The 26760-nt window shown below is 60.5% G+C and carries 29 protein-coding genes; 13 read left to right on the top strand and 16 right to left on the bottom strand.

The window, feature by feature from the left end; genetic code table 11:
* Position 1: 1 nt before the first annotated feature.
* Positions 2-1336: a murein hydrolase activator EnvC gene (gene envC, locus ACUTSC_RS22030; RefSeq protein WP_130017759.1), complete on the bottom strand. Its 1335-nt coding sequence runs from the start codon at positions 1334-1336 to the stop codon at positions 2-4.
* Between the two features lie 9 nt (positions 1337-1345).
* On the bottom strand, positions 1346-2890 hold the full coding sequence (gene gpmM, locus ACUTSC_RS22025) for a 2,3-bisphosphoglycerate-independent phosphoglycerate mutase (protein ID WP_197768775.1): 1545 nt from the start codon (positions 2888-2890) through the stop codon (positions 1346-1348).
* A gap of 297 nt (positions 2891-3187) precedes the next feature.
* Here gpmM and ACUTSC_RS22020 point away from each other — a divergent pair, with 297 nt between their 5' ends.
* The 5 genes from ACUTSC_RS22020 (at position 3188) to cysE (ending at position 6374) form a co-directional block, all read left to right on the top strand.
* The gene (locus ACUTSC_RS22020; RefSeq protein WP_063991310.1) at positions 3188-3622 is read left to right on the top strand and encodes a rhodanese-like domain-containing protein; all 435 of its coding nucleotides are present in this window, start codon (positions 3188-3190) and stop codon (positions 3620-3622) included.
* Positions 3623-3650: 28 nt separating this feature from the next.
* Positions 3651-3899, top strand: coding sequence for a glutaredoxin 3 (gene grxC / locus ACUTSC_RS22015; RefSeq protein ID WP_004931142.1), 249 nt, complete (start codon positions 3651-3653; stop codon positions 3897-3899).
* 57 nt (positions 3900-3956) lie between these two features.
* The gene (gene secB, locus ACUTSC_RS22010) at positions 3957-4427 is read left to right on the top strand and encodes a protein-export chaperone SecB (RefSeq protein WP_025304678.1); all 471 of its coding nucleotides are present in this window, start codon (positions 3957-3959) and stop codon (positions 4425-4427) included.
* Positions 4427-5446 (top strand): NAD(P)H-dependent glycerol-3-phosphate dehydrogenase, encoded by a 1020-nt coding sequence (gene gpsA / locus ACUTSC_RS22005; protein WP_197768774.1) that lies wholly within the window; start codon positions 4427-4429, stop codon positions 5444-5446. The genes secB and gpsA overlap by 1 nt, the downstream gene beginning before the upstream one ends.
* A gap of 106 nt (positions 5447-5552) precedes the next feature.
* Positions 5553-6374, top strand: coding sequence for a serine O-acetyltransferase (gene cysE, locus ACUTSC_RS22000; protein WP_063991312.1), 822 nt, complete (start codon positions 5553-5555; stop codon positions 6372-6374).
* A gap of 61 nt (positions 6375-6435) precedes the next feature.
* Here the strand turns inward: cysE and ACUTSC_RS21995 are convergent, their stop codons facing one another.
* The 5 genes from ACUTSC_RS21995 to cpxR form a co-directional block, all read right to left on the bottom strand.
* Positions 6436-7107 carry a DUF3313 family protein gene (locus ACUTSC_RS21995; RefSeq protein ID WP_197768773.1) on the bottom strand — a complete coding sequence of 224 codons (672 nt, stop codon included), beginning with the start codon at positions 7105-7107 and terminating at the stop codon, positions 6436-6438.
* 104 nt (positions 7108-7211) lie between these two features.
* On the bottom strand, positions 7212-7985 hold the full coding sequence (locus ACUTSC_RS21990; protein ID WP_197768772.1) for a CHAD domain-containing protein: 774 nt from the start codon (positions 7983-7985) through the stop codon (positions 7212-7214).
* 51 nt (positions 7986-8036) lie between these two features.
* Positions 8037-8510 carry a tRNA (uridine(34)/cytosine(34)/5-carboxymethylaminomethyluridine(34)-2'-O)-methyltransferase TrmL gene (trmL, locus tag ACUTSC_RS21985; RefSeq protein ID WP_197768771.1) on the bottom strand — a complete coding sequence of 158 codons (474 nt, stop codon included), beginning with the start codon at positions 8508-8510 and terminating at the stop codon, positions 8037-8039.
* A 43-nt stretch (positions 8511-8553) separates the two neighbouring features.
* Complete coding sequence (gene cpxA / locus ACUTSC_RS21980; protein ID WP_048232185.1) at positions 8554-9948, bottom strand: envelope stress sensor histidine kinase CpxA; 1395 nt, start codon at positions 9946-9948, stop codon at positions 8554-8556.
* Positions 9945-10640, bottom strand: coding sequence for an envelope stress response regulator transcription factor CpxR (cpxR, locus tag ACUTSC_RS21975; RefSeq protein ID WP_063991316.1), 696 nt, complete (start codon positions 10638-10640; stop codon positions 9945-9947). Before cpxR ends, cpxA begins: the two co-directional genes overlap by 4 nt.
* 148 nt (positions 10641-10788) lie before the next feature.
* Here cpxR and cpxP point away from each other — a divergent pair, with 148 nt between their 5' ends.
* From cpxP to ACUTSC_RS21955, 4 genes are all read left to right on the top strand, one after another.
* Positions 10789-11268 carry a cell-envelope stress modulator CpxP gene (gene cpxP, locus ACUTSC_RS21970; protein ID WP_004931122.1) on the top strand — a complete coding sequence of 160 codons (480 nt, stop codon included), beginning with the start codon at positions 10789-10791 and terminating at the stop codon, positions 11266-11268.
* A 132-nt stretch (positions 11269-11400) separates the two neighbouring features.
* Positions 11401-12303 carry a CDF family cation-efflux transporter FieF gene (fieF, locus tag ACUTSC_RS21965; RefSeq protein ID WP_197768770.1) on the top strand — a complete coding sequence of 301 codons (903 nt, stop codon included), beginning with the start codon at positions 11401-11403 and terminating at the stop codon, positions 12301-12303.
* A 231-nt stretch (positions 12304-12534) separates the two neighbouring features.
* Positions 12535-13497, top strand: a complete 963-nt coding sequence (pfkA, locus tag ACUTSC_RS21960; protein WP_004931116.1) for a 6-phosphofructokinase — start codon at positions 12535-12537, stop codon at positions 13495-13497.
* Between the two features lie 186 nt (positions 13498-13683).
* A complete protein-coding gene (locus ACUTSC_RS21955) occupies positions 13684-14673 on the top strand; it encodes a sulfate ABC transporter substrate-binding protein (protein WP_197766324.1) in 990 nt (329 codons plus the stop codon).
* Positions 14674-14738: 65 nt separating this feature from the next.
* Here the strand turns inward: ACUTSC_RS21955 and tpiA are convergent, their stop codons facing one another.
* Positions 14739-15506: a triose-phosphate isomerase gene (gene tpiA, locus ACUTSC_RS21950; protein WP_004931113.1), complete on the bottom strand. Its 768-nt coding sequence runs from the start codon at positions 15504-15506 to the stop codon at positions 14739-14741.
* A gap of 127 nt (positions 15507-15633) precedes the next feature.
* A complete protein-coding gene (locus ACUTSC_RS21945; RefSeq protein ID WP_063991320.1) occupies positions 15634-16218 on the bottom strand; it encodes a DUF1454 family protein in 585 nt (194 codons plus the stop codon).
* Positions 16219-16417: 199 nt separating this feature from the next.
* Between ACUTSC_RS21945 and ACUTSC_RS21940 the strand changes: the two genes are divergently transcribed.
* Positions 16418-16837 carry a DUF805 domain-containing protein gene (locus tag ACUTSC_RS21940; protein ID WP_033639143.1) on the top strand — a complete coding sequence of 140 codons (420 nt, stop codon included), beginning with the start codon at positions 16418-16420 and terminating at the stop codon, positions 16835-16837.
* 11 nt (positions 16838-16848) lie between these two features.
* Here ACUTSC_RS21940 and fpr read toward each other — a convergent pair whose 3' ends face one another.
* Together fpr and ACUTSC_RS21930 are read right to left on the bottom strand one after the other, a co-directional pair.
* The gene (fpr, locus tag ACUTSC_RS21935) at positions 16849-17595 is read right to left on the bottom strand and encodes a ferredoxin--NADP(+) reductase (protein ID WP_197768769.1); all 747 of its coding nucleotides are present in this window, start codon (positions 17593-17595) and stop codon (positions 16849-16851) included.
* Between the two features lie 3 nt (positions 17596-17598).
* Positions 17599-18210: a helix-turn-helix transcriptional regulator gene (locus tag ACUTSC_RS21930; RefSeq protein WP_141971941.1), complete on the bottom strand. Its 612-nt coding sequence runs from the start codon at positions 18208-18210 to the stop codon at positions 17599-17601.
* Positions 18211-18507: 297 nt separating this feature from the next.
* Between ACUTSC_RS21930 and emrD the strand changes: the two genes are divergently transcribed.
* Both emrD and tehA read left to right on the top strand, forming a co-directional pair.
* A complete protein-coding gene (gene emrD / locus ACUTSC_RS21925) occupies positions 18508-19692 on the top strand; it encodes a multidrug efflux MFS transporter EmrD (protein ID WP_060442774.1) in 1185 nt (394 codons plus the stop codon).
* Positions 19693-19827: 135 nt separating this feature from the next.
* Positions 19828-20802: a dicarboxylate transporter/tellurite-resistance protein TehA gene (tehA, locus tag ACUTSC_RS21920; protein ID WP_197768768.1), complete on the top strand. Its 975-nt coding sequence runs from the start codon at positions 19828-19830 to the stop codon at positions 20800-20802.
* Between the two features lie 40 nt (positions 20803-20842).
* On the opposite strand, the gene glpX is transcribed toward tehA, so the two are convergent.
* From glpX to ACUTSC_RS21905, 3 genes are all read right to left on the bottom strand, one after another.
* Complete coding sequence (gene glpX / locus ACUTSC_RS21915) at positions 20843-21853, bottom strand: class II fructose-bisphosphatase (RefSeq protein WP_197768767.1); 1011 nt, start codon at positions 21851-21853, stop codon at positions 20843-20845.
* A gap of 130 nt (positions 21854-21983) precedes the next feature.
* Positions 21984-23492, bottom strand: a complete 1509-nt coding sequence (gene glpK / locus ACUTSC_RS21910) for a glycerol kinase GlpK (RefSeq protein WP_197768766.1) — start codon at positions 23490-23492, stop codon at positions 21984-21986.
* 42 nt (positions 23493-23534) lie between these two features.
* A complete protein-coding gene (locus tag ACUTSC_RS21905; protein WP_039569603.1) occupies positions 23535-24380 on the bottom strand; it encodes an MIP/aquaporin family protein in 846 nt (281 codons plus the stop codon).
* 524 nt (positions 24381-24904) lie between these two features.
* Here ACUTSC_RS21905 and zapB point away from each other — a divergent pair.
* Positions 24905-25144, top strand: coding sequence for a septal ring assembly protein ZapB (gene zapB, locus ACUTSC_RS21900; RefSeq protein WP_004931092.1), 240 nt, complete (start codon positions 24905-24907; stop codon positions 25142-25144).
* A gap of 60 nt (positions 25145-25204) precedes the next feature.
* Here zapB and rraA read toward each other — a convergent pair whose 3' ends face one another.
* Positions 25205-25690, bottom strand: coding sequence for a ribonuclease E activity regulator RraA (gene rraA, locus ACUTSC_RS21895; protein ID WP_038872664.1), 486 nt, complete (start codon positions 25688-25690; stop codon positions 25205-25207).
* 75 nt (positions 25691-25765) lie between these two features.
* Positions 25766-26683, bottom strand: a complete 918-nt coding sequence (locus ACUTSC_RS21890; RefSeq protein WP_015379416.1) for a 1,4-dihydroxy-2-naphthoate polyprenyltransferase — start codon at positions 26681-26683, stop codon at positions 25766-25768.
* Between the last annotated feature and the right edge of the window lie 77 nt (positions 26684-26760).

Raw genomic sequence — 26760 nt, 5'->3', positions numbered from 1 at the left:
TCTATCTTCCCAACCACGGCAGTGGGTTAACCGCCTGTCCCTGACGACGGATTTCGAAATAGAGCGACGGCGTTCCCTGGCCGCCGCTGGTGCCGACCAGAGCGATCGGCTGGCCGGCGCGCACCTGCGCCCCGACGTTGACCAACGCGCTTTGGTTATAGCCGTACACGCTCATGTCGCCTTTACCGTGTTCGACCACTACCATCAGGCCATAGCCTTGCAGCCAGTCGGCCAGCAGCACGCGGCCATCGGCGACGGCTTTCACTTCGCTGCCTTCGCGGGCTTCGATCACCATGCCTTTCCAGCGTAGCTCGCCCTGCTGCTGTTCGCCAAAGCCGTGCAGCGTGCGCCCGCGCACCGGCCACATCAGCTGGCCGGCCGGACGACCGAGACCGCCGGTTCGCGCCATCAGCGATCGATCGGCTTCGCTAGGTTTGTAGGTGGTGCCGGTTTTCTTCGCCTGCTGCTCCTTGATGCGCACCTGTTCGCGCACCTTGGCCGCTTCACGCGCTTCGCGTTCGGCGCGCGCACGGGCTTCGCGCTCCGCCCGAGCGATCTTGTCGCGCATGCGGGCTTCGTTCTGGCGCAGTTCCACCAGGCGTTGTTGGTCTTTTTCCAGGGAGGCTTCCAGCGCGGTCAGCGTTTTCTTGCGGGCGCCGCGCGCCTGCTCCAGCTTCTGCTGCTGCGTCTGTTGCTCGCCCAGTAAGGATTTTTGCTGGCCCTGTTTGGCCACCAGCGTGGTTTTTTGCTTTGCCAGTTCGGCGCGGGTCTGCTTCAGCTCTTCGATGGTTTTCTGGCGCGCTTCGTTCAGATAGCCGAAATAGGCCAGAATACGTTCGCTGCGCTGGCTTTCTTCACCGCTGAGGATCAGCTGCACGGCGCTGTGCTGCCCTTGCCGGAAGGCGGCGTCGAGCTGTTTGGCGAGGAGGTTTTGTTGGGCCGATTGCTGCTTTTGCAGTTTGGCTATCGAGGCGTTCAGGCCGGAAATGTCCTTGCCCAACTGGGTGAGCGTGCCCTGGGTGTCGCGCAACTGGCGGCTGGCCTGGGCGATGGTTTTTTCCTGCTGACGCAGCTGATCCTGCAGCGAGCTGCGCTGTTGTTGCTGCTGCTTCACCGCTTTTTCTTTCTCGGCGATGCTCTGCTGGATGTCTTTCAGCTGGGATTTATTGTCTTCCGCCGCCTGGCCGGCGAGCGGCAACAGCAAGACGCCAGCGCAAAATACGCTGGCGCACATGGCGGTGAACGTCCTTGGCGCGGTGCGTTCAGGCAGCGGCCGGCTGCCTGCGTTTGCGCTTCGGGTTACCCTTGATAGTGCAAAAAACGCCTTCTCCCTCATGGAGAAGGATTATTCCACGATGAACAGCGGCTTACCAGTCATCTCTTGCGGGATTTCCATTCCCATCAGCGTTAACAGGGTTGGCGCGATGTCCGAAAGCTTGCCGCCCTCGATCGCCCGCGCCGGTTTGCCGACGTAAATCAATGGCACCGGCAGGCTGGTGTGGGCGGTGTGCGCCTGGCCGGTGGCGGGATCGCGCATCTGCTCGGCGTTGCCGTGATCGGCGGTGATCAGCAGCTGGCCGTCGACGTCGCGCACCGCGTCAACCACCTGGGCGATGCAGGCGTCCAGCGTCTCCACCGCTTTGACCGCCGCTTCATACACGCCGGTATGCCCCACCATGTCGCCGTTCGGGTAGTTGCAGATAATGGCGTCGTATTTGCCGCTGCGGATGGCGCTCAGCAGCTTGTCGGTCAGCTCGGCGGCGCTCATCTCCGGCTGCAGATCGTAGGTGGCGACTTTCGGCGAGTTGACCAGCACGCGGTCTTCGCCCTTGAATGGCGCTTCCACGCCGCCGTTATAGAAGAAGGTAACGTGGGCGTATTTTTCGGTTTCCGAGATGCGCAGCTGGGTTTTGTCGTGCTTCATCAGCCATTCGCCGAAGGTGTTGGCCAGCGACGCCGGCGGATAGGCGCAAGCGGTCGCGATGTCGGCGGCGTATTCGGTCAGCATCACGAAATCGCCGAACTGCACTTGCTTGGCGCGCGGGAAACCGTCGAAATCTGCGTTCACGAAGGCGCGGGTGATCTGGCGCGCGCGGTCGGCGCGGAAGTTCATGAAGATCAACGCGTCGCCGTCCTGCATCGCGGCATCGGCCTCACCGGCGGCGCGGATCACGGTCGGTCTGACGAACTCGTCGTTTTCACCGCGCTGGTAGGCGGCCTGCAAACCGGCGACCGCATCCTCGGCCACGGCGTCGCCTTTGGCCGCGGTCAGCAGGTCATAGGCCAGCTGCACGCGATCCCAGCGGTTGTCGCGGTCCATCGCGTAGTAGCGGCCGATCAGCGAGGCGATGCGCCCGACGCCCAACGCGGCGAAGGCGTCGCGGCAGCGTTGCAGCGGGGCTTCGGCGCTGCGCGGCGGCGTGTCGCGCCCGTCGAGGAAGGCATGCAGATAAACGGCTTTGGCGCCGCGTTTGGCGGCCAGCTTGATCATGGCCAGGATGTGCTCGTCGTGACTGTGCACGCCGCCCGGCGACAGCAGGCCCATGATATGCACTGCCTTGCCGGCCGCTACGGCCTTATCGACGGCGGCGGTCAGCACCGGGTTGGCGAAGAAGTCGCCGTCGGCGATCGCTTTGTCCAGCCGGGTCAGATCCTGGTACACGATGCGCCCGGCGCCCAGGTTGACGTGGCCGACTTCGGAGTTGCCCATTTGCCCATCGGGCAGGCCGACATCCAGCCCGGAAGCGGCGATCAGCGTATGCGGCTGCTCCCGCCACAGACGGTCCATCACCGGGGTGCCGGCGTTCAGGATCGCGTTGTCCTGCCGCTCTTCACGATGGCCGTAACCGTCCAGGATCACCAGTACCATCGGTTTTTTGTTGCTCGACATTGCATTGACCTCTTATGAACTTTTTAAGCTGCGAATAGCCATGCGCCCGCCGCAGGCATGGCTATTCACCCTCGAAAAACCGGCTGATTTTACACCGCCGGCGGCGATAAATAGCCCAAAGAGATCAAGGTTGCGGCGAATCGCGCGGGCTTTTATGCTCTGACGTCGGGAATTTCTCAGCGCAGCCCGCAGTTTCTACAATCGCGCTTGCTTATTGGCTGTATTTGCCGCACTCGGCAGGTATACTCTGGAACCTTGACTTATTTATCCCTTAACTGACGGGAGTTGTTACACCCCATGCTGCAAGAAATTATGCCATTCGTAAGCAGACACCCTATTCTGAGCCTGGCTTGGATCGCTCTGCTGGTTGCCGTGATCGTCATGACCTTCAAAAGCCGTTTCTCCAAGGTCAAAGAGATCGCCCGCGGTGAAGCTATTCGCCTGATCAACAAAGAAGAAGCTGTGGTGGTCGACACCCGCAGCCGCGACGATTTCCGCCGTGGTCACCTGGCCAGCGCCATCAACCTGACCGCCAGCGAAATCAAAAGCGGCAGCCTGGGCGAGCTGGAAAAACACAAAGCGCAGCCGATCATCGTCGTGTGCGCCAACGGCACCGCCTCCCGCGAGCCGGCGGAGAACCTGAGCAAGGCCGGTTTTGAAAAGGTGACGATGCTGAAAGACGGCATTTCCGGCTGGAGCGGAGAAAACCTGCCGCTGGTGCGCGGTAAGTAACCGTTTAACCTATTTGAGGTGGCAATCCATGGCTAACATTGATATCTACACCAAAGCGACCTGTCCGTTCTGCCATCGCGCCAAGGCGCTGTTGAACAGCAAGGGCGCGGCGTTTAACGAGATCGCCATCGACGGCGATAACGCCAAGCGCGAAGTGATGATCGAGCGCAGCGGGCGCACCACGGTGCCGCAGATTTTCATCGATGGCCGGCATATCGGCGGCTGCGATGATTTATATGAACTCGATGCTCGCGGCGGCCTGGATCCGCTGCTTTAAGCAGCTTGCCGGTTCACCGAGTGTCAATAAGGACGTTTAACCAAGGGTATTACTCACATGTCAGAACAAAACAGCACCGAAATGGCTTTCCAGATCCAACGTATTTATACCAAGGACATCTCCTTCGAAGCGCCGAACGCGCCGCAGGTTTTCCAGCAGGAATGGCAGCCGGAAGTTAAACTTGATCTGGATACCGCGTCCAGCCAGCTGGCTGACGAAGTGTATGAAGTGGTACTGCGCGTAACCGTGACGGCGAGCCTGGGCGAAGAAACTGCGTTCCTGTGCGAAGTGCAACAGGCGGGCATCTTCTCGGTAGCAGGCATCGAAGGCACGCAGCTGGCGCATTGCCTGGGTGCATACTGCCCGAACATCCTGTTCCCGTATGCGCGCGAGTGCATCACCAGCCTGGTTTCCCGCGGTACATTCCCGCAGCTGAACCTGGCACCGGTCAACTTTGACGCGCTGTTCATGAACTATCTGCAGCAGCAGGCGGAAGGCGAAGGTGCCGCACCACATCAGGATGCCTGATGAACACCGTCAATGCTTCAATGACTGTCATCGGTGCCGGCTCGTACGGCACCGCATTGGCCATTACGCTGGCGCGTAACGGCCACACCGTGGTGCTGTGGGGGCACAACCCCGCGCAAATTCAAACGTTGCAGCAAGATCGCTGCAATCAGGCATTTCTGCCCGACGTTCCCTTCCCCGATACCCTGCTGCTTGAAGCCGATTTGGCGCGTGTGCTGGCGGCCAGCCGCGACGTGCTGGTGGTGGTGCCGAGCCACGTGTTCGGCGACGTGCTGCGCCAGCTGAAGCCGCATCTGCGCGCGGACGCCCGCATCGTGTGGGCTACCAAGGGGCTGGAAGCGGAAACCGGCCGGTTGCTGCAGGACGTGGCGCGTGAGGCGCTGGGCGAGACGATCCCGCTGGCGGTGCTCTCCGGGCCGACGTTCGCCAAAGAGCTGGCCGCCGGCCTGCCGACGGCGATCGCGCTGGCGGCGACCGATGCGCAGTTCGCCGACGATCTGCAACAGCTGTTGCACTGCGGCAAGAGCTTCCGCGTCTACAGCAATCCCGACTTCATCGGCGTGCAGCTTGGCGGCGCGGTGAAGAACGTGATCGCCATTGGCGCCGGCATGTCCGACGGCATCGGTTTCGGCGCCAACGCCCGCACCGCGTTGATTACACGTGGGCTGGCGGAAATGAGCCGTCTGGGTTCTGCGCTGGGCGCCGATCCTTCGACGTTCATGGGCATGGCGGGGCTGGGGGATCTGGTGCTAACCTGTACGGATAACCAATCGCGCAACCGCCGCTTCGGCATTATGCTGGGGCAAGGCAAAGGCGTGCAGGAAGCGCAGGACAGCATCGGCCAGGTGGTCGAGGGCTACCGCAATACCAAAGAGGTGTTGGCGCTGGCGCAGCGGCACGGCGTGGAAATGCCGATTACCGAACAGATTTATCAGGTGCTTTACTGCCACAAGGACGCCCGCGAAGCGGCGCTGAGCCTGCTGGGGCGAGCCCGAAAGGACGAAAAACCCAGCGCGTGACATAAAACGATATGCCGGGGCAGCAGAATGCTGACCCCGCAAATGACCTGGGCCGCTTCGCGCTACCGTGCGAAGCGGCCCGTTTGGCAAGGTAAAGGGGTATGTGATGTCGTCAGAAGAGTTGGAACAGGTCTGGAACAGCATTAAATCAGAAGCGCGAGCACTGGCTGATTGTGAACCGATGCTGGCCAGCTTTTTCCATGCGACGTTGCTCAAGCACGAGAACCTGGGCAGCGCGCTCAGCTATATGCTGGCCAACAAGCTGGCGACGCCGATCATGCCCGCCATCGCGGTGCGCGAGGTGGTGGAAGAGGCCTACAAGTCCGACAACCAGATGATCGTTTCGGCGGCGCGCGATATTCTCGCGGTGCGGTTGCGCGACCCGGCGGTCGATAAATACTCCACGCCGCTGCTTTACCTGAAAGGGTTCCATGCGCTGCAGGCTTACCGCATCGGTCACTGGCTGTGGCAGCAAGGGCGGCAAGCGCTGGCTATCTACCTGCAAAATCAAATTTCCGTCGCCTTCGGCGTGGACATCCACCCGGCGGCGACCATCGGCTGCGGCATCATGCTCGACCACGCCACCGGCATCGTGATCGGTGAAACGGCGGTGGTGGAGAACAACGTTTCTATCCTGCAGTCGGTTACCCTGGGCGGTACCGGTAAAACCAGCGGCGACCGTCACCCGAAAATCCGCGAAGGGGTGATGATTGGCGCCGGCGCCAAAATTCTCGGCAATATCGAAGTGGGCAAGGGCGCGAAGATCGGCGCGGGCTCGGTGGTCTTGCAGGCGATACCGCCGCACACCACCGCCGCCGGCGTGCCGGCGCGCATCGTCGGGCGGCCGGAGAGCGACACGCCGTCGATGGATATGGACCAATACTTCAACGGTAGCAATCACGGCTTCGAGTACGGCGACGGTATTTGAGTGCCGTTTGCGTAGCCATTCAGGGGGAGCTTCGGCTCCCCCTGCGTTTTTCCGGCGGCGGTCAGCCCTGTTTCGGGAAGTTGGTGATATCGGTAACGATGTCGTCGATCGCCGCCTTGACGTCATCCGCCGTGACCGGCGTGCTGTCGTTGTTGACGGTTTTACCGTAGGCCTTGCGTACCACTTCCATCACCGTTTTACCGGTATCCTGGTCGATCAGCTCACCTTCGATATACAGCGCGGTATTTTGCGTCCGGTGCCCGGTCGCCGCCATGGTGCTGGCGACTACGGCGGCGACCGGCACCACCTCATAGAACTTCATGTCTTCATTTTCGGCGGAAACGGCGGTGATGGCGAGCTTGGCCACCAGCACGCGTGAGCCCGTCGGGCTTGGCAGAATGGTAAAGCGATTCTGCAGCGCGGTTTTGATCCGCTGGGTCGCGTAGGCCTTAATCTTGTTCAGCGTGTCCTGGCTGACGCGCGCCGTGGGCTTCTCCGCCGGGAAATAGACCACCGGTTGGAAATAGATGCCGCGATAGTTGGATTCCTTGTAGCTTGGATCTACCCAGCGCAGCGTTTTATGGCCGCTTGGCGAGTTGGTTTCCTGCAGCTTGCTGTAATCGGACAAGAAGCCCGAATACTGCGACGTTTGGGTGACTTTGGACGAACAGCCTGCCAGCAACAGGCCCGCTGCCAGAACCGCCATGGCAACGCTCAAGCGTTGTTTCTTCATATGGTTTCCTATGATGAGTGGTGGTTACCCTTACAAAACATAGCGCATTATCTGCGCCTCATCGGGCATTTTCGGGGCCGGGCGTGCCCTGCCGTGGCCTTTTTTCAGGATCGTGATGCGCCGCTGGTTTTCGCCGCCAGCGCCGACGATAAGGCGGCGAGTAAGGCGTTCGCGCTGGCCAGCGCCTGGCGTTGCTCAACTTGCCATAGGGGCAACAACGGCCAGAGATCCGCCTGATGCTCGGCCTGCAGACACCAGATCTCCCGATCGTGCCAATCGCCGAGGGCGTTTTGCGCCGCCTTGAGGCCCGCCATCGCGGCGGGAGAGAGGGGGAGGCGTTGCGGATAGGCTTCGGCCGCGTAACGCAGGCGTTTTATCAGTAGCCGCAGGCGGTGGCGATCGTAGCCGGTATCGGCCAATGCCCGGCGCAGTTGCCGCTGCTGGCGCTGCAGGCGCCGGTTCAGGCGGTGTTTGGCGACGCGCCGCGCCGTGCGGCGAAAGTGACGTGGCCAGGCGTGCAACAGCGAGGGAAAGTCGATGAGCTGCGGATAAGCGAGCAGTTGACGGCAGCGAGCCTGAAGATCGCTCCGGCGCACGTTGGCCTGCCAATCGAGGCGATGGCGCGCCAGCTCGGCGATCAGCACCTCGAGATCGCGCAGCGGCGTCGTGAGCCGGCCCAACTCGGCGGCGGCCCGATCGAGCCGCGTTGCGCCAGGGCAGCCGCGCAACGGGCGCAGCAGGCTGCGAATGCGGCGCAGACAGACGCGCAAGTCGTGCAACGCTTCGGTGTCTTGCGCCTGTTGCAGCCGCAACAGCGCCTCGTTCAGCGCCGGTTCGAGCCGGCGAAGCTGGGTGACAATATCTGTGACGAAAGCCATGTGCCGTGCCTGGAGAGGTTAACCCTTCCAAGTATGGCGCGTCGTCGCGGATTACGCCTTGATCAGCGCGCCGGCATAGTCCAGTTGCCGCCAGGCTTCATACACTACCACCGATACGGCATTCGACAGGTTCATGCTGCGGCTTTGCGCCTGCATCGGGATGCGGATTTTTTGCTGCGCGGGCAGCGCATCGAGGATGACGGCAGGCAATCCACGCGTTTCCGGGCCGAACAGCAGGTAGTCGCCGGCCTGGTAGCTGACGGCACTGTGCGCCGGCGTGCCCTTGGTGGTGAGGGCAAACAGCCGCTGTGGGTTTTCGGCGGCGAGAAAGGCGGCGTAATCGGCATGACGGCTGACGCGGGTGAACTCATGGTAGTCCAGCCCGGCGCGGCGCAGGCGCTTGTCGTCCCACGGGAATCCCAGCGGTTCGATCAGGTGCAGGTTAAAGCCGGTATTGGCGCACAGGCGGATGATATTGCCGGTGTTGGGTGGAATTTCGGGTTCAAATAAAACGATGTTCAGCATGTTGCAGGCCCCTCGTGAACGAGGGGCGCAGGATAGCAAACTCTTACTGTTCTGTCTTAGTCGACAAACGCTGATGATGCAGCGGCAGCCACAGCACCAATCGCAGGCCGCCAAGCGGGCTGTCTTCGGCCTTCACCCAGCCGCGATGTTGATTGACCGCCGCTTCGACGATCGCCAGGCCGAGGCCGGTGCCGCCGGATTCGCGGTCGCGCGCTTCATCGGTGCGGTAGAACGGACGGAAGATCTGTTCGCGATCTTCGGCGCTGACGCCGGGGCCGTCATCGTCAACCTGGATGGTCACGCCCTGATTGTCGGCGCTGAACGCCACGGCAATGCGGGTGTGCGAATAACGCAGGGCGTTGCGCACGATGTTTTCCAACGCGCTGTCCAGCGCACTCGCGTTGCCGAACAGCGTCCACGGTCCTGGCGGCGCGGTGATCTCCAACTGTTTGCCCATTTGTTCCGCTTCGAAACGGGCGTTGTCCAGCACGTCGGCCCACAGGTCGTTGGCCTTCAACTGCTCGCGCGCCAGCTCGCCTTTTTGCTGTCCGCGCGACAGCGCCAGCAGATCGTTGATCATCGAATCCAGCCGCTGCGCTTCGGTTTCGATGCGCGCCAGCTCGTGCCCTTCGCCGTGGCGGCGGCGCATCAGCGCGGTGGCCAGCTGCAGACGCGTCAGCGGCGTGCGCAGCTCGTGCGAGATGTCCGAGATCAGCCGTTGCTGCGCGTTCATCATGCGCTCCAGCGCGCTGACCATCTGGTTGAAGCTGGCGCCGGTGGCCAGAAACTCCTGCGGGCCGGCCTCCAGTTCCGGATGCTGCTTCAGGTTACCGCGCGCCACGTCATCGGCGGCGTTTTTCAGTTTGCGCGCCGGTTTCGCCAGGCTCCAGGCCAGCCACAGCAGCAGCGGGGCGCTGATCAGCATGGTGACGATCAGCAGCAGCAGCGGCCGATCGAACATCAGGTTGATGAAATCGGATTGCGGGCTGTTGGCGGGACGGATCAGGTACAGCTGGTAGTTGTCTTCGCCGTCGCGCACGGCGAACGGCCCGACCAGCTCAACGCGGCCGTACTTTTTCTTCTTGGGATGATCCGAATTATCGGATTGACCGATGAAGTTGCGGACGATCTGCATTTCGTTACGCTGCGCGCCGATCACCCGGCCTTCGCTGGTGACCAGCAGCAGGCGTTGGCCCGGCGGCGCCCATTTGTCGATGGCGCGGAACAGGCGGCGCCACCACATCAGATCGTTGGCCGGATCGTTTTGCAACTCGGCCTCGACGTGCTGTTCCAGCATCAACCCCTGCCGCTGCTCGCTGTCGAGCAGAGAGGTCATTTGGCGGGAGTCGAGCTTGGGCACCATCAGCACCAGCATTAGCACCAGGGCTAACGTGAACCAGAAAATGGCGAAGATACGTGCCGTCAAACTGTTGATCATGTTGCAGATACCATCAAATAACCACGCCCGCGCAGGGTTTTGAACCACGGATGCCCGTCTTTGCGGTCCGGCAGCTTACGCCGCAGGTTGGAGATATGCATGTCAATGGCGCGATCGAACGGGGTCAGGCGTTTGCCCAGCACTTCCTGGCTCAGCAGTTCGCGTGATACCACCTGGCCGAGATGCTGTGCCAGCAGGTAAAGCAGGGTGAATTCGGTGCCGGTCAGATCCAGTACCTGGCCGTCGAAACTGGCCTCCTGGCGGCCGGGGTTGAGCTGCAGGCCATCGACATCCAGCGTCGGGGCGCCGCTGTCGACCTGCTGCTGTTCGCTCCAGTTGGAACGGCGCAGAATGGCGCGAATGCGCGCGACCAGCTCGCGATCGTTGAAGGGTTTCGGCAGATAATCATCGGCGCCCAGCTCCAGGCCCAGCACGCGGTCCAGTTCGCTGCCGCGGGCGGTCAGCATGATGACCGGCGTCTGGTGATGTTGGCGCAGTTCTTTCAGCGTATCGATGCCGTTTTTCTTCGGCATCATGATGTCGAGCAGCAGCAGATCGATGGAGCTGTCCAGCAGCGACAACGCCTGCTCGCCATCGTGCGCGACGACGATATTAAAACCTTCCATTTCAAGCAGTTCTTTTAACAGCGAGGTCAACTCGCGGTCGTCGTCAACTAACAGAATCTTGTTCATTATGATTTACCTCCAGACGCAAAATACGTCATCAACTGTTGCCATTCCATGACTTTACGTAGTTTTACATGCACTGACGCAGGTTTTCAGGTGTAGCGGTACACTGCTCCTCGTTGATTCGCAAAGTGAGAAAGCTTGAGGAGTTGAAATGCGTAAGGTGACCGCATTAGTTATGGCATCACTGCTGGCAATTGGTTCGACCGCTGCCTTCGCTGCCGACACTATACCGGACACAGCCCAACCTCCTGGCAATGACGCGATGACCCGAATACCCGGCCAGCACCATATGTTCGACGGTGTCAGCCTCAGCGAACAGCAGCGCCAGCAAATGCGCGATTTGATGCGCCAGGCCCGGCACGATCTGCCTGGTGTCAATGTAGCTGAAATGGAAGCCATGCATAAACTGGTGACCGCAGAGAAATTTGACGAAGCCGCCGTGTATGCCCAGGCGGAAAAGATGGCCCAACAGCAGGTCAAGCGCCAGGTCGAAATGGCCCGGGTGCGCAACCAAATGTATAACCTGCTGACGCCAGAGCAAAAAAGTGTTTTAGACCAGAAACATCAGCAGCGTATGCAGCAGATGGAGCAACAAATTTCTGGTTTGCAGCAAGCTTCTGCCCAGAAGTGAAGTACGACTGAGTAGTCCCCTGTTTTTCCTTGCCATAGACACCATCCCTGTCTTCCCCGCCATGATGGCGGGGTTTTTTTTATCCGACATTTCGCTATATTGAGCGCCATACCTTTTGACCGGGATCCCTTAATGGAACAGCGCTATGCACGCCTGGTAAAGTCCGCTGCGTTGGCCGCTACCGCGCTGGCGTCGTCGCTGCTGTTGATCAAAATCGTCGCCTGGTACCACACCGGTTCGGTCAGCCTGCTAGCGGCGCTGGTGGATTCGCTGGTCGATATCGCCGCCTCGCTGACCAACCTTCTGGTAGTGCGCTATTCGCTGCAGCCGGCCGATGCCGAGCACACCTTTGGCCACGGCAAAGCGGAGTCGCTGGCGGCGCTGGCGCAAAGCATGTTTATTTCCGGTTCCGCCCTGTTTCTGTTTCTCACCGGCTTCCAGTATCTGTATGCGCCGCAAACGCTGCGCGATCCCGGCGTTGGGGTCGTCGTGACGGTAATCGCGTTGATCAGCACCCTGATTCTGGTCACCTATCAACGTTGGGTGGTCAGAAAAACCCGCAGCCAGGCGGTGCGCGCAGATATGCTGCATTATCAGTCAGATGTCATGATGAATGGTGCTATTCTTATCGCTCTTGGGCTAAGCTGGTACGGCTTCCGGCGGGCGGACGCGCTGTTCGCGCTGGGCATCGGCGTTTACATCCTGTATAGCGCGCTGCGCATGGGCTACGAAGCGGTGCAGTCGCTGCTGGATCGGGCGTTGCCGGATGACGAACGCCAGGCGATTATCGAGGTGGTTTCCTCCTGGCCCGGGGTGAAAGGCGCGCACGATCTGCGCACGCGGCAGTCGGGGCCGACGCGTTTCATCCAGCTGCATCTGGAGATGGAAGACACGCTGCCGCTGCGCGAGGCGCATCGGTTGGCCGATCAGGTGGAACAGGCGTTGCGGCACCGTTTTGCGGGGGCGGACGTCATCATTCACCTGGATCCGTGCTCCGTGGTGCCGCCGGGTAGGCAGGGGCATTGGGAGCTATAATCAGATAGAGGCATAGATCGAAGTATTATCATGAATATCTGAGTTAGCTCAGCGTGCCATGCGGTGTTTTTACCGTTATATTGCGTGACTTGAATCAATTCAGCTGGGTGTTTTTGATATAATATCCAGCAATAAGCCGTAAAGCTGGTTTTCTGCAGCCGGAGAGGTTTCAAGACGATCGGCGGAGACAGAATTCTTAAGAAATTGCATCTACACAGTTCAGAGGTAGTCATGATCAAGAAAATCGGTGTACTGACGAGCGGCGGTGATTCGCCGGGTATGAACGCTGCAATCCGCGGCGTTGTGCGTTCTGCGCTTTCAGAAGGTCTGGAAGTTTTTGGTATTTACGATGGCTACCTTGGCTTGTACGAAGATCGCATGGAGCAGCTGGACCGCTATAGCGTGTCCGACATGATCAACCGCGGCGGCACCTTCCTCGGCTCGGCCCGCTTCCCGGAGTTCAGGGATGAAAACGTGCGCGCCAAGGCGATTGAAAACCTGAAGAATCGCGGCATCGACGCGCTGGTGGTGATCGGCGGCGACGGTTCCTACATGGGCGCCAAACGCCTGACGGAAGAAGGCTTCCCGTGCATCGGTCTGCCGGGCACCATCGATAACGACGTTGCCGGCACCGACTACACCATCGGTTACTTCACCGCGCTGGAAACCGTGGTGGAAGCGATCGACCGCCTGCGCGATACCTCCTCTTCGCACCAGCGTATCTCCATCGTGGAAGTGATGGGCCGTTACTGCGGCGATCTGACGCTGGCGGCGGCGATTGCCGGCGGTTGCGAATTCATCGTGCTGCCTGAAATCGAATTCAACCGCGAAGATCTGGTGTGCGAAATCAAGGCCGGTATCGCCAAGGGTAAAAAACACGCCATCGTGGCGATCACCGAGCACATCTGCGACATCGATGAGCTGGCGCGCCACATCGAGCAGGAAACCAAGCGTGAAACCCGCGCCACCGTGCTGGGCCACATTCAACGCGGCGGTTCACCGGTTGCCTACGACCGCATCCTGGCCTCGCGCATGGGCGCCTACGCCATCGAGCTGCTGCTGCAGGGCTACGGCGGCCGCTGCGTCGGTATCCAGAACGAAAAAATGGTGCACCACGACATCATCGACGCGATCGAAAACATGAAGCGTCCGTTCAAGGGCGACTGGCTGGAAACGGCGAAAAAGCTGTACTGATACGCCGCTCACCGCACGATAAGAAAGCCTCTGCTCGCGGGGGTTTTTTTATGCCCGCTGGCGATATATTCCGGAATCATCTATCCCAAAATTTTTTATTCTTTAATTGCCGGGAGAGTTTCTGGCAGGCTCTGATGCTAAATCAACCGATTGAGGTTGCGCTTAATTTTCTGGGAGAGCCTGTCGATGCGTAAATGGGGTGTAGGTCTGACATTGGTGCTGTTGGCGTCCGGCGCCATGGCGAAGGATATTCAGTTGCTGAACGTGTCATACGATCCGACGCGTGAGTTCTATCAGGCTTATAACACGGCATTCAGCAAGCACTATCAGGCGGAAACCGGCGACAAGGTGACGGTGCGCCAGTCGCACGGCGGCTCCGGCAAACAGGCGACCTCGGTGATCAACGGCATCGAGGCCGACGTGGTGACGCTGGCGTTGGCCTATGACGTCGACGCCATCGCCGAACGCGGGCGTATCGAGAAAGACTGGATCAAACGCCTGCCGGACAACTCGGCGCCTTACACCTCGACCATCGTCTTCCTGGTGCGTAAAGGCAACCCGAAACAAATTCACGACTGGCCCGATTTGCTCAAGCCGGGCGTGTCGGTGATCACCCCGAACCCGAAAACCTCCGGCGGCGCCCGCTGGAACTACCTGGCCGCCTGGGGCTACGCGTTGCACCACAACAACAACGATAAAGCCAAGGCGCAGGAGTTCGTCAAAAACCTGTACAAGAACGTCGAAGTGCTGGATTCCGGCGCGCGCGGCGCGACCAACACCTTCGTTGAGCGCGGCATCGGCGACGTACTGATCGCCTGGGAAAACGAAGCGCTGCTGGCGGAGAAAGAGCTGGGTAAAGACAAGTTCGAGATTATCACCCCGAGCGAATCGATCCTGGCCGAACCGACGGTGTCGGTAGTGGATAAGGTGGTCGATAAACGCGGTACCCGCGACGTGGCGACCGCCTACCTGAAGTATCTGTATTCGCCGGAAGGGCAGACCATCGCGGCACAGCACTATTACCGTCCGCGCGATGCGGCGGTGGCGGCCAAGTTTGCCGGGCAGTTCCCGCAGCTGAAGCTATTCACCGTGGATGACACCTTCGGCGGCTGGACCGAAGCGCAGAAGGTGCACTTCGCCACCGGTGGCGTGTTCGATGAGATCAGCAAACGCTGATGCCGGCTGAGCGGTAATAAAAAACCCCGGCAAGCCGGGGTTTTTTTATGGCAAGCCTAAGACAATCAGGCTTTTTTCGCTGCGGCAGCGGCTTTGACGATCACGGCGAAAGCGTCGGCTTTCAGCGAGGCGCCGCCAACCAGCGCGCCGTCGATGTCCGGCTGAGAGAACAGCTCTGCGGCGTTCTTGTCGTTCACCGAACCGCCGTACTGGATGATGATTTCAGCGGCAACCGCGGCATCGTGTTTGGCGATGTGGTCACGGATAAATTTGTGCACGGCCTGCGCTTGCGCAGGGGTAGCGGACTTGCCGGTACCGATGGCCCAGACCGGCTCATAGGCGATCACGGTGCCTTTCATCGCCGGTGCGCCCAGCGTTTTCAGCACGGCGTCGATCTGGCGCGCGCACACTTCTTCAGTTTTGCCCGCAGCGTTTTCCGCTTCGGTTTCACCGATGCACAGCACCGGGATCAGGCCGGCTTCTTTCAGTACGGCGAATTTCTCGGCAATGACTTCGTCGCTTTCTTTGTGGTAGGTGCGACGCTCGGAGTGGCCGATGATGATGTACTGGGCGCCGACGTCTTTCAGCATGTTGGCGGAAACTTCACCGGTGAAGGCGCCGGACAGGTTAACGTCCACGTTCTGCGCGCCCAGCGCGATGCGGCTGCCGGCCAGCGCGTGCTTGGCCTGATCCAGATACATCACCGGCGGGGCGATGGCGACGCCACAGCCGTCAACGCTGCTCAGCTCATTGCGCAGGCCGGCGATCAGTTCGTTGACCATGTGGGTGCTGCCGTTAAGCTTCCAGTTACCCATAACTAATGGATGACGCATGTTTTTTCCTCCAACTAGAAAACGCGAGAGTCGAAATGACAACTGCCGGACCGGCAGTTTACCTGCCCAACAGTATAGAGATCATTAAGCGCGAAGGCTTTGCTTTTCGTCATTAAATGCCGCGCCGTTACGGCTCGGAAAGCGCCAGCTTAATCGGTTCAACCGCGAAGGTTACGCCTTTATCGCCGTTGTCCGAGACGACATAGCGAATGGCGCCGACCTGCTGTTGGTAAAAGCGCGATCCTTTGCCTTTTTCCAGCAGGCTGTTTACCTTGTTCTGGCTCTGTTCCACCGTCAACGCCGGTTCGAACTGGCGCATCAGCGCCGCCATGTAGCTGATGGCGATGGCGCGCGCGGCTTTTTCTTCATTGGCCTGCTGCAGCGGCAGGTGAGTGATCTGCAATGTTTTGATTTTACCTGTGCCTTTCTCCAGTGCGGTGGAGGCGTACAGGTTTTCGTTGAGTTTGCTGGCGGCGCGCGTCAGCAGCGGCGAATCGTCTTCGGCGGCGGGAATGGCGCGGAATTCGCCAATCGGCAGCTTCGGGTTGTCGCGATTGTATTTTTCGCGGAATTTGACCACCGTCAGATCGAACGTCGGCGCCCCGGCCAGCAGGTAAGGTGCGGCGGGCGTTGCATCGGCGGGCGGCGGATCGGCCCAGGCGTTGGCGGCGGCCTGCAACAGGCAGGCGATGACGAGGGTTTTTCTCAGCATGGCGTATGGCATCAAGGACAAAGATGGCTCCGATTAAAGCGATAACCCGCGGGCCTTGTCAAAGATCCCACGCCATTATCGGTTCGCTGACGAGAAAGCTGTGCGGCGCACCGCGTTATGCGAGGCGGAAAACTCGGCCCGGCAGCGCCTATGTTACACTGCGGCGCAGAATATGGGCAGGCTTAGAGCGCAGGAATCGATGACGTTACAACAGTGGTGTTTTTCTTTTAAGGGCCGCATCGGGCGGCGCGACTTCTGGATCTGGATGGGGCTGTGGTTGGCGCTGATGGCGGCGGCGTTTACGCTGGCCAATTATCAGCTGATCGCCATCCAATCCATCGCCTTCTTTATCGTGGCGCTGCTGTGGCCGACGGCGGCGGTGCTGGTCAAACGCCTGCACGATCGCAACAAGGCTGGCTGGTGGGCGCTGCTGCTGATCCTGGCGTGGATGCTGGCGGCGGGGAACTGGCAGATGCTGGCGCCGATCTGGCAATGGGGCGTCGGGCGTTTCATTCCGACGCTGATTATCGTGATGATGATGATCGATCTGGGTGCCTTCGTCGGCACGCCGGGAGATAACCGGTTCGGCCCGGAAGCCGAACCGGTGAAGTTTCGCTGACCCTCGCCGGGTTACCAGTAGTGTTCGCTGGTGATGTGGCCCGGCTTGCGGCGCAGATGCTTGCGCATATCGCGGTGATCTTTCAGCGTTTGCTGTGTGTCCCGCACCATTTGCGGGTTGCCGCACAGCATCACGTGGCTGGTTTCGGCGTCGATGGTCAAGCCGATCGCCGCTTCCAGCCGGCCGTCCTCGATCAGCGCCGGTACGCGGCCGGTCAGTGAACCGGGCGTTTCTTCGCGGCTGACGACGGTCTGGATGCGCAGCTTGCCGTTGTAGCGCTGCTGCAGTTGCTGCATCAGCGGCAGGTAGCTGAGGTCACGCGCAAAGCGCGCGGCGTGCACCAGCACCAGGTTGTTGAAGCGCTCCAGGCCGATGCCCTGCTGCAGAATCGATAAATAGGGGCCGATGGCGGTGCCGGTCGCCAGCATCCACAGCGTGTCGCAGTCGGGCACCTCGTCCAGTACGAAGAAGCCGGCCGCTTCTTTGGTTACCATCACGTCCGAGCCCGGCTGCAGCTGACTGAGGCGCGGGCTCAGCTTGCCTTCCGGCACGGTGACCAGATAGAACTCCAGGTTGGCGTCATCGGGAGCATTGACGTAGGAATAGGCGCGCTGCACCCGTTCGCCGTCGATCTCCAGCGCCAGTTTGGCGAATTGCCCGGCGGTGAAAGGATCGATAGGGGCATTGACCACCAGGCTGAATAGCCCGTCGGTCCATTGTTTTACCTGCGTAACCTTGCCGTTTACCCATTCAGCCATACTCTAAAGCTCCCGTGGTCGAATCAAATAAGCACAATGTCGTGAGCCGGAAATGGCGTGCGCGGTGCGCTCTACCCGGTAGTCGTTGCCGAACAGGCGGTGAAACAGCTGCAGCTCGGAATTGCACAGGCTGCTGCAGCTGGAGCCGGCCACACCGACCGGACAGTGGTTTTCCACCAGCAGCGTACCGTGTGGATGATCGAGCAATTCTGCCATGTAACCGTCGTGTTGCCGCAGGCGCACCAGGCGGGCTAACCGGTCCTGATGGCTGCGCTCGGCGGACAGCTCTTCGGCATAACGCAGATAAAGCTGATCTTCGCGCGCGCTGAGCAACGGTTCCACCCCGGCGCCGCCAAACAGCTGCAGCGCGGATTCCCGCAGTCGCGCCTGATCGTCGGCGGCATAGGCATGCCCCCGTTCGGTCAGCGACCAGTAGCGCGTCGGGCGGCCGACCTTGCTGCGCGCTTCTTCGTAACAAACCAACTCACGTTTTTCCAGGGATTGCAGATGTTGTCGGATGCCCATCGGCGTGATGTCCAGACGCTCCGCCAGCATTTTGGCCGAGTGCGGGCCGAGAGCCTTTAACTGCAATAAAATCAGCTCAGGTGTTTTCATGAACCAAATCCCTATGGTGTTATTTTATTTCAAGTTGATGAAAATAATTATCGATTAAATGCTAAAGCCCGGCTACTGCAAGGGCGCTATTTTTAACTCCAAAGCGTTAGACGTACAGTTTAATTTACGAGCCTGGTCGGGTTTGCTGCCAGTGTGACCTGGATCAATATCTGCCTGAAACTCGCTAAAAAAATCAGATTTGATTAGTTTATGCCGCCATAGAGGGCTGCTCGCCGTTCTGGCTGCTGCAACGGCCATACCGGGACGCTGTGACGAGTTGAAACGTTAACGAAGATAATGAGAAAACTAGAGAACTTTCACCTGCTGGTGATGCTTATCCTGTTGGTCGCCGTCGGCCAGATGGCGCAAACCATTTATGTTCCCGTTATTGCTGATATCGCCCACGATCTGTCGGTTCGCACCGGCGCCGTGCAACGGGTGATGGCGGCGTATCTGCTGACCTACGGCTTCTCCCAGCTGATTTATGGGCCGATATCGGATCGCATCGGGCGTCGTCCGGTGATCCTGACCGGCATGATGATCTTCCTGCTCGGTGCGCTGGGCGCGTTGCTGTCCACCAACCTGACGATGCTGGTCGCCGCCAGCGCCATCCAGGGGATGGGCACCGGCGTGGCGGGCGTGATGGCGCGCACCATGCCACGCGATCTGTATGCCGGCACCGCGCTGCGCTACGCCAACAGCCTGTTGAACATGGGGATTTTGGTCAGCCCGTTGCTGGCGCCGGTGATCGGCGGCGCATTGGCGATGGTGTTCGGCTGGCGCGCCTGTTACGCCTTCCTGCTGGCGCTGTGCGCCTGCGTTGCCTTCGCCATGTTCCGCTGGTTGCCGGAGACCCGCCCGGTGCAGACGGAAAAACGCCGCATGCTGGCCAGTTTCCGCCAGCTGCTGGGTGACAGCACCTTCAGCTGCTATCTGGTGATGCTGATCGGCGCGCTGGCGGGGATTGCGGTATTCGAGGCCAGCTGCGGCGTGTTGATGGGTGGCGTGTTGGGGCTGAGTGGCCTGACCGTCAGCATCCTGTTTATTCTGCCGATCCCGGCGGCGTTTTTCGGCGCCTGGTACGCCGGGCGTGACGGCAAGACCTTCCACACGCTGATGTGGCATTCGGTGATTAGCTGCCTGCTGGCGGGGGCGATGATGTGGATCCCGGGCTGGTTCGGCGTGATGAACATCTGGACGCTGATCGTGCCGGCCGCGCTGTTCTTCTTCGGCGCCGGCATGCTGTTCCCGCTGGCGACCACCGGGGCGATGGAGCCGTTCCCTTACCTGGCCGGCGCAGCGGGCGCGCTGGTGGGCGGCATGCAGAATATGGGATCGGGGCTCGCGACCTGGCTTTCCGCCATGCTGCCGCAAACCGGGCAGTTTAGCCTTGGATTGCTGATGTTCGCGATGGCGCTGCTGATCCTGCTGTGCTGGTGGCCGCTGTCCAACCGGATGCAACATCAGGGGCATACCGCATAACGCCCTTCCCGAGCCGGCGCTGACCTTAGTCCTGCAAGACGGCTAAGGTCATGCCGCCGGTTTTGACCCAGGTTATTACTGCGCTGTGGCGATCGGTATACACTTTACCGACAGTGTTTTTCCGGGTTATTCGCTATGTCATCACTGCAGTTCATTCAACGTGTTCCCGTCGGCTTCTTTGGGATGGTTCTGGGGGTTTTCGGCCTCGGCAGCGCCTGGCGATACGCCGCCACGCTCGGCTATGGCCCCGGCTGGCTGGGCGAGTCGCTCATCTTTCTCGGCAGCGCCATCTGGCTGACGCTGGCGCTGATCTATCTCTGCCGCTGCCTGATAGACTCACGCGCGGTGCGTGACGAGTTTCGCAGCAATACTCAGTTCAGCTTTATCAGCCTGCTTCCGGCGGGCGGCGTGCTGGTGTCCATCGGCCTGCACCCTTACAGCCTGCCGCTGGCGAATGGGCTGATGGTCGCGGGCTCTGTCGGCCAGCTCATCTTCTCGGCCTGGCGCTGTGCGCCGTTGTGGCGCGGCGAGTTCGCGTCGGAGGCCACGACGCCGGGATTCTACCTGCCGACGGTGGCCGCTAACTTTATCTGCGCGATGGCGTTTGGCACCGCCGGCCATCCTGATATCGGCATGATGTTTCTTGGCGCCGGTTTGATTTCATGGCTGACCCTCGAACCCGCCATCATCCACCGTCTACGCACCAAGGCCGCGCTGCCGGCCGCCGCCCGCGGCGTTATCGGCATCCAGCTGGCTCCGGCCTTTGTCGCCTGCTACGCGTGGTTATGCGTCAATGGCAACGACTTCGATACGTTCGCCTTAATCCTGTTGGGCTACGGCCTGCTGCAGCTGTTTTTTATGTTCAGGTTGGTGCGTTGGTTTTTTGCCGGTGGCTTCAGCCCGGGCATGTGGGCTTTCTCGTTCGGCTTATCGGCGATGGCGAACGCGTCGCTGCGGTTGTTGCAGAGCCAGCGCGGGGCAGATATGCAAGTGCTGGCCTGGGGGCTGTTCGCGTTGGCCAACCTGCTGCTCATCGGCCTGATGGTGAAGACGCTGTGGCTGCTGTTGCGCGGGAAACTGCTGCCCGCCAAAACGCCGGTGGCGGGATGAACCCGCCCTCAGCGGCTGCCGGAGGCGGTCTCTTGCCGGCTTACAGCAAAAACTCGTGCAGCGCCGGGTCCTTGCGATCCAGATAGTGGGTCGAACGGATGCGGCGGATGGTGCGCGACTTGCCGCGGATCAGCAGGGTTTCGGTCGTGGCCATGTTGCTCTGGCGGCTGATACCCTCCAGCAGATCGCCCTTGGTGATGCCGGTGGCGGAGAAGATCACGTTGTCGTTGCGCGCCATCTGGTCCATGCGCAGCACCTGACCGGCCTCGATACCCATTTCCCGGCAGCGCGCCAGCTCTTGTTCGCCGATGCGGCGGTTCTCGGCGCTGTCGCCTTTCACCTCATGGCGCGGCAGCAAACGCGCCTGCATGTCGCCGTCCAGCGCGCGGATCACCGCGGCTGAGATCACCCCTTCCGGCGCGCCGCCGATGCCATACATCACATCGACCTCGCTTTCCGGCATGCAGGTGAGAATGGAGGCCGCCACGTCGCCGTCAGGAATGGCGAATACCCGCACGCCCAGCTGCTGCATCTGCGCGATGACGCCGTCGTGGCGCGGCTTGGCCAAGACGATCACCGTCAGCTGCGACAGCGGTTTGCCCAGCCGTGCGGCGACGTTCTGCAGGTTCTCCGCCAGCGGCAGGTTGAGATCGATGGCGCCGCGCGCCGCCGGGCCGACCACCAGCTTCTCCATGTACATGTCCGGCGCATGCAGGAAGGTGCCGCGATCGCCCACCGCCAATACCGCCAGCGCATTGGACTGGCCCATGGCGGTCATGCGGGTGCCTTCGATCGGATCGACCGCGATGTCGACTGCGTCGCCCTGGCCGGTGCCGACCTGTTCGCCGATATACAGCATCGGCGCTTCGTCGATCTCGCCTTCGCCGATCACGATGCGGCCATCGATATCCACCTTGTTGAGCATGATGCGCATGGCGTGGACCGCCGCGCCGTCGGCGGCGTTCTTGTCGCCGCGTCCCAGCCATTTGTAGCCCGCCAGCGCGGCGGCTTCGGTAACGCGGGAGAATTCGATGGCTAATTCACGTTTCATGGCAAACCTGTCTGTGAGAAAGGGAAGAAAATATCGGCAAAGTCTATCACAGCGTAGCGGCGGCGGGGCGGGGCAAAAAAAAGCGCCGCCCGCAGGCAGCGCAATTTGGGGGGTAACGACAAGGCTGGGTTTAGTCGTGATCTTCCCATGCCTGAGCGCGAGCCACCGCTTTTTTCCAGCCGCTGTAGCGGTAGTTACGTTCGGTGGTTTCGATGCTTGGGCGGAATTCGCGCTCAATCACCGCTTTGCTCTTCACTTCATCCAGATCGTTCCAGTAGCCGATGGCCAGGCCCGCCAGGAACGCGGCGCCCAGCGCCGTCGATTCACGCACTTCAGGGCGTTCCACGCGCGTGCCGAGGATATCGGACTGGAACTGCATCAGGAAGTTGTTGGCGACCGCGCCGCCGTCCACGCGCAGCGATTGCAGGCGGGTGTCGGCGTCGGCCTGCATGGCGTCCAGCACGTCACGGGTCTGGAAGGCGATGGATTCCAGCGTGGCGCGGATGATGTGGTTGCTGTTGGCGCCACGGGTCAGGCCGAAGATGGCGCCGCGGGCATACGGATCCCAGTAAGGGGCGCCCAGGCCGGTGAAGGCCGGCACCACATAGACGCCGTTGCTGTCTTTCACCTTGGTGGCGAAGTATTCGGAGTCGGCGGCGTCGCTGATCAGTTTCAGCTCGTCGCGCAGCCACTGGATAGACGCACCGCCGATGAACACCGCGCCTTCCAGCGCATAGTTCACTTCGCCGCGCGGGCCGCAGGCGATGGTGGTCAGCAGGCCGTTTTTCGAGCGCACCGCTTCTTTGCCGGTGTTCATCAGCAGGAAGCAGCCGGTGCCGTAGGTGTTCTTCGCCATGCCCGGTTGAACGCACAGCTGGCCGTACAGCGCTGCCTGCTGGTCACCGGCGATACCGGCGATAGGAATACGCGTGCCGCCTTTACCGCCGATGTTGGTCTGGCCGTACACCTCCGAGGAAGGACGGACTTTCGGCAGCATGGCGCGCGGGATATCCAGCACTTCCAGCATGCGCTCATCCCAGTCCAGCTCGTGGATGTTGAACATCATGGTGCGTGAGGCGTTGGTGTAATCGGTAACGTGTACGCGCCCCTGGGTCATTTTCCACACCAGCCAGGTATCGACGGTGCCGAACAGCAGTTCGCCGCGCTTGGCGCGCTCGCGGGCGCCTTCGACGTTGTCCAGGATCCACTTCACCTTGGTGCCGGAGAAGTACGGGTCAACCACCAGGCCGGTGTTGTGACGGATGTACTCTTCCAGGCCGTCGCGCTTGAGCTTCTCGCAGATGTCGGCGGTGCGGCGGCACTGCCAGACGATGGCGTTGTAAATCGGCTTGCCGGTGTCTTTTTCCCAGACGATGGTGGTTTCGCGCTGGTTGGTGATGCCGATGCCGGCGATTTGATCGGAACTGATATCGGCTTTCGCCAGCACTTCTACCAGCGTCGAGCTTTGCGACGCCCAGATCTCCATCGGGTCGTGCTCAACCCAGCCGGCCTTTGGATAGATCTGCGGGAATTCGCGTTGCGATACCGCAACGATGTTGGCGTCGTGATCGAGCACGACGGCGCGTGAACTGGTGGTCCCTTGGTCGAGTGCGACAATGTATTTTTTTTCTACAGTCATGGTAATTATCCTGCTGTTGTTAACCGTGTAAAACTGCACCCATCACGCTTTGCGCTGCTGGGTCTTGGCATCAGGCTCTTCTTCCGTCACGCAGACGTCGCACGGCAGGTGGCGGCCAATCAGCGCGCGGTAACCGAAAGCGCCCAGGCCACAGCCGACGATAGGGGCGAAGATCGGCACCAGGAAGTACGGGATGTCGCGTGCGCCGGTGAAGGCGACTTTGCCCCAGCCGGCCAGGTAGGCGAACAGTTTCGGCCCGAAGTCGCGCGCCGGGTTCAACGCAAAGCCGGTCAATGGTCCCATGGAGGCGCCAATCACGGCAATCAGAATACCGATCAGCAGCGGCGCCAGCGGGCCGCGAGGGATGCCGTTGCCGTCGTCGGTCAGCGCCAGGATCAGGCACATCAGAATGGCGGCGATCACCATTTCTACCAGGAAGGCCTGGCCGACGGAGATGTGCGCGTTAGGGTAAGTCGAGAAGATGCTGGCCAGTTCGAGGCTTTCGTTGCTGCCGCGCACCATGTGGTGAGCCGCTTCGAAGTCGAAGAACAGGTTGTAGTACAGCCCATAGACCAGGGCGGCGGCGCAGAAGGCACCGGCGACCTGCGCAATGATGTAAGGCACCACTTTGCGCCCGTCGAAGCAGGCGAACAGCCACAGGGCGAGGGTGACCGCGGGGTTGAGATGCGCGCCGGAAATGGCGGCGGTCAGATAGATGGCCATGGCGACGCCCAGGCCCCAAATGATGCTGATTTCCCACTGGCCGAAGCTGGCGCCCGCCAGTTTCAGCGCGGCAACGCAGCCTACGCCAAAGAAGATCAGCAGCGCCGTGCCGAGGAACTCGGCGATGCACTGGCCTTTTAATGTCGGACTGGTGGTTTGGCTCATAATGTTGTTGTCCTGCAAAACGGCGGTTGTTGGTTTATAGGCTCAGTTGGGTATACATCCGGCCTATGGGCACAGTTTTTTTCATCTCGTCCAATTATTGAATAAGGACGTGATGTAAATTTATCGTTAACGAACATAAACGAGAAATAGCGAAATCAAAATGTGTGTGGCGCGTCATAAAATTGAGCGATTTCGCGTCGTTTAGTGTTCTTTCTGAGCCATAAAAGTGTGATCTGACCAGTAGTTTGGCGAGGGTTGTTAACAACTCGCGGCGGTGGCGGCGGGGATTTTCAGTTTTTGCTGATGGCGGGGGCAGGAAAATTGCAACAGACTGCGCGATGATCCGGTATGTTGCTAGACAGGCGGAGACTGGCTACTTACAATCGTTTTTAACGAATCGAGACTGGCGCGCCTTCCGTAACGGCGCGCGTCACTGAGCGCGATGCAATATTCGCAGTAGCTGCAGCCGATGTTGCGGCCGCTACTTATAGATGTACGCCTTGCTATCATGAGGGGACTGAAGCATGTCATTTGAAGTATTTGAGAAACTGGAAGCAAAAGTACAGCAGGCGATTGATACCATCACCTTGTTGCAGATGGAAATTGAAGAGCTGAAAGACAAAAACAACTCTCTGTCGCAGGAAGTTCAGGCTGCCTCCGGCAACCACGAAGCGCTGGTGCGCGAAAACCAACAGCTGAAAGAAGAACAGCACGTATGGCAAGATCGCCTGCGCGCTCTGCTGGGCAAAATGGAAGAGGTCTGATTCCTCACGCCATGCAGCAACGAAAAGGGCGCCTCAGGCGCCCTTTTTCATGACCGAAAATCACTCGATGTCGAGCGGGTCTTCGGAGAGGATGATGCCGGTGTTGTCGGCATACAGGTGATCGCCGGAGAAGAAGGTGACGCCACCGAAGTTGACGCGGATATCGCTTTCGCCCACGCCTTCGCTCACGGCACCCACCGGGATCGCCGCCATCGCCTGAATGCCGATGTCGAGCTCTTCCAGATCGTCCACCTGACGCACCGCGCCGTACACCACGATGCCTTCCCATTCGTTCTGGGCGGCCAGGCGCGCCAGTTCGGCGTTGATCAGCGCCCGGCGTACCGAACCGCCGCCGTCGACCAACAGCACGCGGCCGCGGCCGTTTTCTTCAAGCAGATCGAACAACAGGCCGTTATCCTCAAAGCATTTCACCGTGGTGATTTGCCCGCCAAATGAAGTACGCCCGCCAAAATTGGAGAACAGAGGTTCAACAACGTTCACCTCTTCATGATAGATGTCGCAAAGTTCGGAAGTATCGTATTTCATAGGATTTTACGTCTGTTTGCCGCTGGAATGTTCAGTATATCCCTTTATTCGCCCTGTTGGCAAAATCATCAGTTTTTAACTGAGCGCCACGCCGATGGCGAACAGCAGGTTGGCCAGCAACGCCGCCTTGACCATGTGCTCCAGCATCGGCCGCATGCCGACCGGCGTCGGATCGCGCAGCACGCGCAGGCCGTGGCGCACCAGCAGCGGGATCGCCAGCACGAACAGCCAGCCCCACGGGCTGTGGAGATTGAACAGCGTAAACAGCGCGAAACACAGCACCGCGCCGCCGAGCAGCAGGGCATGGTAAATGCGCGCCTTGTGCGGGCCGAGACGCACCGCCAGCGTGTTCTTGCCGTTTTCGCGATCGCTCTCGATATCGCGCAGATTGTTGATGTTGAGCACCGCCGTCGCCAGCAGACCGCAGGCGGTGGCCGGCAGCATCACGACGCTGTCGAAGGTGTGCGTTTGCAGATAGTAGGTGCCGGCCACGCTCAGCCAGCCGAAGAACACCAGCACCGAGATGTCGCCCAGCCCCAAATACCCGTAGGGCTTGTTGCCGACGGTATAGGTGATGGCCGCCACGATAGACAGCCCGCCCAGCACCAGGAAGCCCACTACGTCGCTGGGTTGCTCGCAGGCGACGGCGATCAGCGAACAGCCGGCGAGGGCGATCAGCACCACCGTCACCACCAGCGCCCGTTTCATCTGCGCCTGGGTGATCATGCCTTTTTGCATGCCGCGCAAGGGCCCGATGCGATCTTCTTTGTCGCTGCCTTTGACCGCATCGCCGTAGTCGTTCGCCAGGTTGGAGAGGATCTGCAGCAGGCCGGCGGTCAACAGCGCCAGCAGCGCCACTTCAGGTTTCAGGCTGCCGTGCCAGGCGGCGATGGCCGAGCCGACCACGATGGAGGCAAAAGCCAACGGCAGGGTGCGGGGGCGTAGACTTTCCAGCCAGGCGGAGATCGGGGTGGTGGAGGTTGATGAGCTCATGTTTCGCTTCTGTCAGTAAGTTGCGGTGTCCGTTAGAAATAATTGTGGGAGGCAATGCCTCCCACACAGATGACTGA

This window comes from Serratia sp. TSA_105.2 (assembly GCF_052692115.1).
Note: the sequence above shows the minus strand (reverse complement) of the source record. Positions and strands in the feature narration are given on the sequence as shown.